Annotated in this window: 9 protein-coding genes and 2 pseudogenes; 5 read left to right on the forward strand and 6 right to left on the reverse strand. The window is 70.5% G+C overall.

From position 1 onward, the window contains the following. Window positions 1–4 precede the first annotated feature (4 nt). The gene (locus tag ACIPW5_RS36430) at window positions 5–571 is read right to left on the reverse strand and encodes a hypothetical protein (protein WP_401254711.1); all 567 of its coding nucleotides are present in this window, start codon (window positions 569–571) and stop codon (window positions 5–7) included. Window positions 572–1,240: 669 nt separating this feature from the next. On the opposite strand from ACIPW5_RS36430, the gene ACIPW5_RS36435 reads away from it, so the two are divergent. The 3 genes and pseudogenes from ACIPW5_RS36435 to ACIPW5_RS36445 all read left to right on the forward strand — a co-directional run. After that, window positions 1,241–1,906: an ion channel gene (locus tag ACIPW5_RS36435; RefSeq protein ID WP_401254714.1), complete on the forward strand. Its 666-nt coding sequence runs from the start codon at window positions 1,241–1,243 to the stop codon at window positions 1,904–1,906. Window positions 1,907–2,490: 584 nt separating this feature from the next. Then, window positions 2,491–3,480: a CorA family divalent cation transporter gene (locus tag ACIPW5_RS36440; RefSeq protein WP_401254716.1), complete on the forward strand. Its 990-nt coding sequence runs from the start codon at window positions 2,491–2,493 to the stop codon at window positions 3,478–3,480. Between the two features lie 47 nt (window positions 3,481–3,527). Then, window positions 3,528–4,283 (forward strand): annotated as a pseudogene (locus tag ACIPW5_RS36445) (IS630 family transposase); the annotation flags it as partial. Window positions 4,284–4,609: 326 nt separating this feature from the next. On the opposite strand, the pseudogene ACIPW5_RS36450 reads toward ACIPW5_RS36445, so the two are convergent. Next, window positions 4,610–4,744, reverse strand: a pseudogene (locus ACIPW5_RS36450) (helix-turn-helix domain-containing protein); the annotation flags it as partial. A 473-nt stretch (window positions 4,745–5,217) separates the two neighbouring features. Here ACIPW5_RS36450 and ACIPW5_RS36455 point away from each other — a divergent pair. Together ACIPW5_RS36455 and ACIPW5_RS36460 are read left to right on the forward strand one after the other, a co-directional pair. Then, window positions 5,218–5,517 (forward strand): hypothetical protein, encoded by a 300-nt coding sequence (locus ACIPW5_RS36455; RefSeq protein WP_401254719.1) that lies wholly within the window; start codon window positions 5,218–5,220, stop codon window positions 5,515–5,517. Between the two features lie 289 nt (window positions 5,518–5,806). Beyond that, window positions 5,807–7,024: a hypothetical protein gene (locus ACIPW5_RS36460; protein ID WP_401254721.1), complete on the forward strand. Its 1,218-nt coding sequence runs from the start codon at window positions 5,807–5,809 to the stop codon at window positions 7,022–7,024. Window positions 7,025–7,217: 193 nt separating this feature from the next. Here the strand turns inward: ACIPW5_RS36460 and ACIPW5_RS36465 are convergent, their stop codons facing one another. From ACIPW5_RS36465 to ACIPW5_RS36480, 4 genes are all read right to left on the reverse strand, one after another. Next, the gene (locus tag ACIPW5_RS36465; protein WP_401254723.1) at window positions 7,218–7,742 is read right to left on the reverse strand and encodes a hypothetical protein; all 525 of its coding nucleotides are present in this window, start codon (window positions 7,740–7,742) and stop codon (window positions 7,218–7,220) included. A gap of 91 nt (window positions 7,743–7,833) precedes the next feature. Next, complete coding sequence (locus ACIPW5_RS36470; RefSeq protein WP_401254726.1) at window positions 7,834–8,058, reverse strand: hypothetical protein; 225 nt, start codon at window positions 8,056–8,058, stop codon at window positions 7,834–7,836. Between the two features lie 238 nt (window positions 8,059–8,296). Continuing rightward, complete coding sequence (locus tag ACIPW5_RS36475; protein ID WP_401254727.1) at window positions 8,297–9,361, reverse strand: right-handed parallel beta-helix repeat-containing protein; 1,065 nt, start codon at window positions 9,359–9,361, stop codon at window positions 8,297–8,299. 113 nt (window positions 9,362–9,474) lie between these two features. Beyond that, window positions 9,475–9,717 carry a hypothetical protein gene (locus ACIPW5_RS36480; RefSeq protein WP_401254730.1) on the reverse strand — a complete coding sequence of 81 codons (243 nt, stop codon included), beginning with the start codon at window positions 9,715–9,717 and terminating at the stop codon, window positions 9,475–9,477. Window positions 9,718–10,059 lie beyond the last annotated feature (342 nt).

Genomic DNA, 10,059 nt, shown 5'->3' on the forward strand with positions numbered 1-10,059 from the left:
GACGTCAGCCGTTCGGGGCCTCGAACGTATTCACTGCGGTCCGGAAGGCTCCCTGACCGGGCTGAGCAAGGTCGATCAGCACCACGAAGTCCGGCAGGGCTCCGGGAACAGGGCGCCCAGCCGCGTCCTGGCTGCCGGCTTCGGCCTGCCAGTCGATCAAGTGGACGACCACGGCATAGCGGCCCTCAGGCACTGGGTGTTCGATCACGCCATCCGACGCGTCCCCACTGACGTCTTCGATGCCACCCACGAGCGCGCGACCACGGGAGACGAAGAGGTAGGGCTGGGAGGCGACCAGCTGATGGGCTGTCTCCCGCTCGGTCAACGCAGCCGGCGCGGCCGCAGTGCCCGAGCGAATCTGAACAGCGAACGCGCCGTCTCCGCCGGCATTCAGCGGAACAAGGGAACCCGCCTGGATATGACGGACGATGTCCTCGTCCTCCAGGAGCTCGTCCTCCCACGTGTCGTAATCGACGACGGCCTCGAACCTCTGCGGATCCCACAAGACGAGCATTCCGGCGTCCGTGGCGACCGTCGCGGTAACCTCGTCAAGGGGCTGCTGAGCAGTCACTCGCTCCTCCGGTCATCTCGCTGGCCGCACTCGGACCAGCTGATTCTCCCAGCAAAGGACGACGGCCCATCGGGCGGGGCCGCGTCACGCCAACACCCGGGTCCACTTCGGGCCGCCACCACCACCGGATCCGACCCTCACCGGGGCCGCTTCAGGCCGCCCGACTGGGGCCGACCCAAACCGTCATGGCCAGGCGACGTCTACGGTTCGCTGTTGGCCGCCTCCGCACTACGCCCTTCTCTTCGGCCTTTCGCTCACCCAGGAACACCTGGTCTGGGGCGAGTGCCGGGCGCTGCGCGACGGTGAGGGGTCCATGGTCGAGGTGGCGGTGCCGCCGGCCACCGGCGTGGCGATCAGTCCCCCGTTGGGGCTGGATGTCGAGGCGAGGGTGTGGCTGGCGTTTCCGCTCGCCCTGTGCGGCCAGGTCGGCTGGGCCGCCGCTGGAGCCCTGCGCGCGGGGCGCCGTGCCGCCTGGGCACCGCGTCGGCCGCGGTGAACCTGGTGGCCGGCCCGGTGATCGTGGCCGCCGAAGCGGCCCTGTCCCACCGAGGGGCGACGCCGACGCCCATCCGTCTACACCCCTGGGCCCGCGGCACCACGTGCCCCCGTTCACCGGAGGGTGTGTTCCATGCTGCCTCCCAGGACGGTGAGGGCCAGGCGGGAGGCTGCATGGACGCGACGGGCTCCGCCCAGGACGACTACCCGCCCGAGGGGCCCACGTCGCCCGCCGGCCGCCCGCGCCGACGGGTGCGGCCGGCTCTGGTCGTGACCATCAGGTGCCTGGCCACGGTCGCCGCGGTCCTCGTCGCATACTGCCTGCTGCCCTTCACCGGAAAGCAGGGAGACATCACGGCCCTGGTCCTCGGCCTGAGCGCCGTCGCGGTCATCTTCGCCGTACAGATCCGGTCGATCGCCCTCTCCGACCACCCGCGGCTGCGCGGGGTCGAGGTCCTCGCGACGACGATCCCGCTGTTCCTGCTGCTCTACGCGACGACCTACTATCTGCTCGAGGCGTCCGGGCCAGGGAGCTTCTCGGCGCCCCTCACCCGTACCGACGCCCTGTACTTCACGCTCACCGTGTTCAGCACCGTCGGCATCGAGTACGGGCAGGGCCACCTCGTAGACGTGGAAGTCGTGGGCGTGATCGTGGGTGTCGTTCTCCCAGATCTCGCGAGGTCCGGCCGGCACGACCTCGTCGATGCGGTCCACCGCGATGTCGCGCCCGTTGATCTCCTCGTCGCCGTCCAGCCGGAACCCGCGCACCTCGGCGTCCGCGGGGACCTCGATCGGGGTGGCCGAAGCCAGCCGGGCCGGGGGACATCGCGGTCGGCGTGAGGCTCCGCGTACCGCTCGAGCGCCCAGTCGAACAGGTCGCCCCCGCCCAGGTACGCGGCGATCGCGATCCGGCCCCGGGGTAGGACGTCCGCCGGGTCGGCGATCGCCTTCCAGTCGAGCAGCCGGCGCAGGTGGAGAACCCGTTCGCAGGCCGCTGCCGCGGAGGTTGACCGTGGTGCCACAAACGGCGCCGAGCCGTCGCTGCCGCGTCGACGTCGGGGCGGTGGATTCCGGCCCTCTCCAGGAGGACGCCCGCCCCGATCTTGTGGGGTCCGCGTCGGTCGGCGATGGGCAGCCCCGGGGTTCCTCGTATGGCTGGCCGCCGACGACTGGGCATTCGTCGGCGTGAAGCCGGACGGTCAGATGGGCGCCCCCGCCGCCGCCCGGCGGGACCTGTACGAACCTGGCGTACGTAGCGGGCACCGCCAGTGGGTGGGGGTCTGGAAGGACCCGGGCGCCTGCTGACCCCGCTCGTCCCGAGCAGGTGAGCAGAGACCGCCCCGTCGGGCCCCGGGTGCGGAAGGCGGCCGACCCCGAGACACTGGAAGCCCAGGCGTTCGCGGAGGTCCTGGCACGGTGAGGCGATGATCGTTTCGGTGGTGTCGATGCCCGAGGGCGTCATACGGCGCACCCGCTCCGAGGAGGCCCGTGAGCGCCTCGCCGCATCCCGTTTCCTGTTCGTGTACGCCGAGCTGCCCGAGGAGGCGGAACCCGGCGAGCAGCGGGTCGCCGATCTGCTGGGCCTGGAGGGCGCGGACCTGCCGTGGCTGGGCCGGCAAGGGCAGACCGCCCGCGCCGAGTTCCTCGGCGACGCCGCCGTCTTCGTGGTGCCCGCCATGGAAGCGGACCGGGTGGTCCACCTCCACGTCGTCGCCACCGAGCGGTACGTGGTCGTGGTGCACCGGGGGCCGGCCGGCCTGGTGGAGCGCTGCGTCGCACGCTTCGCGCACGAGCGGCCCCCCGACGCCGTCTCCACGCTGTTCCTGCTGCTCGGCGAGGCGCTGGAGACCTACCGGCGCTCTGCCGTCCAAGCGCTCCTGGAGGTGGAAGACCTGGAGGACGCGATGTTCCGGCAGCGGGATGCGGAGCAGCTCTACCGCCTGGCGCGGCTACGCCGGGCCGCGGCGCTGCTGCACCACTCGCTGCTCCCCTACCACCAGGCGGCGGAGGAGTTCGTCACGCGCAGGATCCTGAACCGCAGCTTCCCGGAGGAGCGCCAGCGGCTCGCCCGCGAGTACCAGCGCACGTCGCGGCTGGTACTGACAGAGATCGAGGCGCTCCAGGAGGCGGCCCGGCGCGGTTTCGGCACCTATTCCTCCTTGGTGTCGGGTGAGCAGAACGGTGTGATCAACCGGCTGGCGATCGTTTCGACGATCTTCCTGCCGCTCAGCTTCCTGACCGGGTTCTTCGGAATGAACTTCGCGTACCTGTCGGATGAGTTGGAGAGCCGGGCCATCTTCTGGATGCTCGCCGTGGGCCTCCAGGCGGTCTTCCTGATCGGCGCGCTCTACGTACTGCACCGCACCCGGATCTGGCGCCGGTTCCGCGACGACGAGGCCATCGACGACGACTAGTGTTCTGAGTCTGGAATTCCATTCAGATGTAGGCTTTCGGTATGGCGATGGGGCGGCCGAAGGCCGAGTTGGTGCTCACGGATGAGGAGCGGGCCGCGCTCGAGGGCTGGGTGCGGCGCCGCTCGACGCCGCAGGCGTGGGCCTTGCGTTGTCGGATCATTCTGGCCTGTGCCAATGGTGCGACGAACAAGGACGTCGCGGCCTTGGTCGGTTCCACGCCTCAGGCGGTGGGCCGCTGGCGGGCCCGCTTCGTGCAGCACCGCATTTCGGGCCTGGGAGACATGCCGCGTTCGGGAGGTCCGAGGACGGTGACCGACGAGCAGGTCGCCGCCCTCGTCACCAGGACGCTGGAGTCGACACCGAAGGGTGCGACGCACTGGTCCACGCGGTCGATGGCCAAAGAGACCGGTCTGTCGCAGTCGACGGTGTCGCGTATCTGGCGGGCGTTCGGCCTGCAGCCGCACCGGTTTGAGACGTTCAAGCTGTCCACGGACCCGTACTTCGTCGACAAGGTCCACGATGTCGTCGGCCTCTACCTGGACCCGCCTGAGCGGGCCCTGGTGTTCTGTGTGGACGAGAAGTCGCAGATCCAGGCCCTGGACCGGTCCCAGCCGGTGCTGCCCATGATGCCGGCGGTGCCCGAGCGGCGGACGGCCGACTACGTCCGGCACGGCACCACCACCCTCTTCGCCGCACTCGAAGTCGCCACCGGCAAGGTCATCGGATCCCTGCACCACCGCCACCGCGCCGAGGAGTTCAAGAAGTTCCTCGTCAAGCTCGACAAGGAAGTCCCCGCCGACCTCGACAGGATCGTGGTGTTCAGGTCCTCCAGCAGGGCGGGCAAAAGGCCCGCGACCGCGGGGAGGTTCGCGCCCTGGCGGTGCCGGTTGGTGGCGGCGGCCTGGTCCCGGACCCGCTGGACGTCGGCGGCCGGCCCCGACGGCACGAGACCGGGATGGCCAGAGAGGATCAGTGAGGAGCGGCGCAGCGCGGCGCGGAGCGCGGGCACGTGCGGGACGGCGGAGCCCTGTTCACGGCGCAGCCGGTACGGCTGTCCCAAGAGCCAGACGACGTCGACCTCGCAGACCGTGGCCACGGCCGTGATCAGCGAATAGCGGTCCAGCGGGAGGCGGCCGGCCTCGACGTCCTCGGCCCAGCGCTCCGAGCGGCCCACCAGACCGGCCATCTCCGCCTGCGTCAGGCCTGCCGCGATCCGGGCCACACGCACGCGCGCGCCAATGCCGGTGTCGGGGGAATGGGTCATGACGGGCACCTCTCCGTTCTGGACTCCTCACCCGGACGGTACTCCCCGCAGGCGACCTGCGGATACTCCAACTGCCCAACAGAAACGGCCTGTCCATTCGCAGGATGCGCCGCGCGCTGTCAGTGGGGGCCCGAGAATCAGCGGATGTCAGACGAACCGACGGCGTGCGAGTCCGAGAGCCTCGCCGCCTCCTTACACGCGTACCTGTCCGAGACCGGCTTCGCCTTCACCCGCGTCACCGCCGCGGAGGCCACCCCCGCCATCACCCGGGCAGTGGCCGATTGGGCGAGGGCTTCGAGGTGGAAGTGCCGGGCGGAAGCATCCATGCGGTACATCGACCCGCCTCGCCTGCAGCCGGGGGGCTGCCGAACGTACTGGTCACCGTCCTGGTCCGCGTACCTCGACCTCCGGCTCCTGCGCGAGGACGGCCCCCCGATCGCGGTCGAGACGACCGCGAGGACATTGGCACCGCCGTGGACAAGCTCCGCGACGAGGCGTTGCGCGGGCGCCCCGCACTGTGGATCCGCTGGCACGGAGCGGTGCGGGCCGAACTCCCGGCCGGCGTCGCCCGCCTGCGTCTGCCGACGCGCGCGACCCGCTCCCCCATCCGGTACTCCCTGGCCGCCGTCAGCGACACGGCAGCGATCACCTGCGGCGAGACCGTCTCCCTGGAGGCCCAAGAGGATGCGCTCGTCCGGGACCGGGAGCGGATCGCGGAAGAGAAACGCGCCGCCGCCGTCCGCTCGTCCTACCCTCCTGTGATCCGCTGCTGACGCGGGCCTGCGGGTGGTGGCTTTGTACATGGGAATGGACAGTGCTTCGACAGTGGTTCGGGAGGCACGCGGCCCTGAGCCGGCACACCGTTTGTTCACGAGTTTCGACAGCACGAGGCTGTGGGGCTGAGAGGGGTCGGTCCTCTAGTCCCTTGTCCGGGGTCGGTGGCGTTGGGCGGTTCTGCTCGATCGTCATCGGCCTCGGGCGAACCGCTGAGGCGGCTGCGTCCGGTGGTTCGGGCCGATATCGCAGGGCGACTGCGTTCCCAGCCAGGCAGGATGTGGCGTGGTGAGTTATCACGATGAGATGTCCCGCACCCTGTCCTACGCCCGCCACGACACGCTGGAAGGGATGCTGCAGCGCGGCCGCGGGCTGGGCGCGCAGCGCGCACTGGCCGAGCCCGGGGCCGGAGCGCGGTTCGTGTACGACGGGATCCGCCGGAACTGGAAGTGGGATTCCCAGACCGAGACCCGCTGCGTCTACCAGGCGCGGTTGATCCGGGACCTGGAGCTTTCGCCGGCGCCGCTGGTGGCCCAGTTGGCGGGGGACGAGGAGGAGTGCCGGCGGGCCGCCGATGTGCTGGAGCTGCTGGCCTTGGCCGGTTCGGGTGAGGCCCGGGAAGGGCTTCGGGCGTACATCCGGGTGGGCGAGCACTGGGTGGCGGTACTGCAATCGGTCGCGGATGGCTGGCCGGCCGAGTGGTGGGAGGACCTGGGCGATGTGGCGCGCGCCCGGATCAGCGGGGAGGAGGACCTCCCGTGGTCCTTCGAGCCGTGGGGCCGGTTCGGGATCATGCTGCCGGACCGCCGGTTCATTCCGCGGCCGTCCCTCAGCCACCTGAGCGACGAGGAGTTGCTCGCCCTGCTGACCGCCGACGGCACGGAGTTCAACACCAAGGTCGATGCCCTGCGAGCGTTGGCCGTGCGGGAGCCGGTGCCGGGGCTGATCCCGCTCGTGCCCTCGCTCGGAACCCTCGACGGCCGCCGCCCCCTGCCCCGACTCCGGCCGGCGATCGCACGCCTCGGAGCCCTCGCCGTGCCGGCGGCACGCGAGTGGGCCGCGGACGGCCGGGAGTGGCTCGCGGCGCTGGGGGCGGCGGTCCTGGCCGACCACCCCGGGCCCGAAGCGCTTCCGGGGCTCGTGGCCGAACTCGCCGAACAGTGGGAGGCCCGTGTCTGGTGCGGTCCCGACACCACGGCGCAGCGACTGGCCCGCTTCGGGCCGGAAGCCGCCGACGCCGTGCCCGTCCTGTGGCGTTACTGGCGGCATACCCCGCACTCGTACGAGCGCGCCGACTACCTGAAGGCCCTCGCCGCGATCGACCCCTCCGGCCTGGACGAGGCGTACACCGAGTCGCTCTGGGACTGTGAGGAACGGGCTCGGCTCCTCGCCATCGCCTCGGCACCCCACCACCCGCAGGCCCTGCACCGCATCGCCGTACTCCGTGACGACCCGATGGAAACACCGGAGGTACGGGCCGCTGCCCGGGCCCGCATGGCCCCATGACGGGCCCTGAGTTGCCCTTGCCCCACTCGATCGGCAGAGGCCGCCACAGGGTGCCTCCCGTTCTCGTGAACATCGACCCCGGAGCGACCCGGCTGCCTTCCGAAACGGTGAACATCGGGCTTCACTACTCGTGAACAAAGCCAGGTTGTGGTGCGCTGCGTGGTGACGGCGTCGAAGGATGCCACGGCCTGGACTACTCCTTGACGTGGTGGGCGTAGCATTCATGGGCGGACTGACGGGTACAGCCCAGAGCCGTCCCGATCACTTCCCAGGTGACAAGGGAACCGCGGGCGGCCCGGACGGTGTCGATGGCGAGGCCGGGAACCGCGTCCTGGAGGCGGGCGACAGCGTGCAGGGCGGCCGTCGGCCGGGTGTTGGAGAGTTCGCCGATCCGCTGCTGCAGGGCGGTCAGCATCTGCTCGACGTCGCGCGGGAAGAGGCCCTCGACGGTGGTGACGTGGTACTCCCAGTCCGCGAACGGACCCGTCCGGGCGTGCTCGCCCTCGGTCGCCTCGACGTCGCCCCACACCACCGGATGAGTCGCGCTCGCCCGCCAGCCGCATCCGCAGGCGGCCTTCACCGCGACCGCGCGCTCGGACACTGTTCCGTCACTGTCCCACCACGCCGTGCTCCCATCCAGAGCCGCGATGGGCGCGGCCTCCTGGCCGCCGGCCAGGACGGCGACCACCACACCCTCGTGCCGGCCGCTCTCATCCACCCACCCCAGCGCCAAACGGACCCGCTGCCGCCCACCGGCACGGTGCGCTGCACCGGCCGCTCCGCGACGGGGGTCCGGCGGCCACAGCACGCTACGCAGCGCGCAGCGCGGCCGCGCGGGGGATGTGGGGGGGGAGGCGGCCGTCGTAGACGGACCAGTGGGTGCTCTCGTGCACGTCCAAGCCCGACCCGGTGTCGAAGAGCGCTGGCCGCGGGATGCCGCCGTCGGCCAGGAGGACTCCGACCGAGCTCTCGTGGACGCGGCCGAACTCCTGCGTCGTCCAGGTCTCCCGGTCATCCGCCATCGTGGCGCTCACGTTTCCGCATGCGGGCCGCCTCGGCGGCGGTCCCTGCCTCGACCATGGCGCACCGCGGCCGCTTGGGTCAGGAGAACTGTGCAAGTTCCCCTGGTCTCCGTGGCTGTCGCCGCCGCGTGCCCGTTCTCGCCGCCTGTGGTCCGGTCGGGGGGGGCAGGCGGGAGTCGCGCTGTCAGTGCGAGGCGCTGCGGTCCCGCCTCCCGGGAGCCAGTCGAGGGTCGACGTGGCGGCGTGAGGGTTAGCCGGTGCAGCCGGGGACCGGGCTCGGGGAGCAGTTCGTGGGGTAGTTGTCCGTGACGGGGGTGGTGGTGAGGTTGACGGTTCCGCCGTCGTTGAAGATGCCGCCGGAGGCCGTGTTGGAGAAGTTGTTGGTGACGGAGCTGTTGCGGATGTTGAGGGTCGCGCTGGAGGTGTTTCCCACGCCGCCGCCGCGTGCTCCGCTGCTGAGGGTCCGGTTGGCGAGGATGGTGGCCCGTTCCAGGGTGAGGGTGGAATCGCGGTTGTACAGTCCGCCGCCATCATTCTCGGCCGCGCTGTTGCCGCGGATGAGCGTGTCGGTGATCGTTCCCGTCAGCTGGTAGGCGTAGATGCCAGCGCCGCCGAACCGGGCGGCATTCTCGGTGATCCGGCTGCCGGTGAGGGTGAGGCTGCCGCGGGTGTCCATGCCGCCGCCGTCGTCCTTCGCGGTATTGCCGGTGATGGTGCTGTTGGAGATGTTCGTGGTCCCGAACGTGTAAATGCCGCCGCCGTTGTTGGTGGAGATGTTGTAGCTCACGGTGCTGTTGCGCAGGGTGAGTGCGCCGCTGCTGACGATGCCGCCGCCGGGGCCGGTCGCGCCGGCGAAGTTGCGGGATACCTCGACGGAGTTGAGGGTGAGGGTGGTCCCCGTCTCGGCGGCGATTCCACCCCCGCCTTCGCCACCGCTGGCGGAGCGGCCGTCGCGGATCGTGAGGTTGTTGAGGGTAAGGCGGCCGCCGGGGCCCGAGACTTTGATGATGCGGAAGTCCGCCGCTGACTGCCGGCGGATGGTGCTGCCGTTGCCGATGATGTTGATGTCGCTGGTGACCATGGGGAGGCCGTTGCCGGGGTTGTCGGCGGTCGTGAGGGTGTAGGTGCAGCCCAGGGCGAGGAAGAGGGTGTCCGGGCCGGGGAGGGTGTTGGCCCGGTTGATGGCGGTGCGCAGGGCTGTCTCGCTGCACGCGACGGGCAGCGGGATGTGAGCGTGGGCGGGGGCGGGCAGGGCGACCAGAGTCGCCAGTGCCCCGGCTGCGCCCGCGAGGGCGGTGAGCTTGACCTTGACCATAGGTCGCAAAATACGCATATCACATGATTGGGTGCTGGGAGGACACCGTCCCGGTCCCCCTCTCGGGGCAAAACCGCTGCCCGGTCGGCCCCAGCCTGACCCCGCCCGGCGCCTCAAAGCCGGTGGGCAGGGCTGCCCGGGCCCTCATGCGCGGTCGAACTGCGGGTGCATGTCCATTCCCCCGGCCGGGACCGGGAAGTCGGCGTGCCGGCGGCGCCGGGCAACCACCGCAAGCTCGCGCGGAAGAGGGGGTCGCCGAGGCCGTTGACGAACAGGACGGGGAGCCGGCAGCGGCCGGCGACGTCGAGGAAGTCGCGCCGGGTGAGGTCTTCAACGACTTCGGCGACGGCGCGCACGGCCCCGGCCTCCCTACTCGGGAGTACAGCGAGCAGAGTCCTTCTTCATAAATTCAGATCTCTTTACCATCTTCACCCCCTTGCCGTCTCGGACCAGAACTTGCCCAGGCTGGATAGCTTCGAATCGATCGGGAGTGAAGGATATTTTCGCATCCAGTCCGCGACCGCTCACCGCCCCGCGCATCGTCACCGTGTATTCACTCCCGCCCGTGAGATCACTCAGGTCCGAGCTGGTGACATTCCAGCCCGGAGGAGCGGAAAAGAGCTCCACCTGCGTAAGTGAACCACCCATGGAGTTGCTGATGAGGGCCCACCTCCGAGAACCTGTGGCACCCCCAGAGC

The organism is Streptomyces sp. NPDC090077, from assembly GCF_044747545.1.
Lineage (GTDB): Bacteria > Actinomycetota > Actinomycetes > Streptomycetales > Streptomycetaceae > Streptomyces.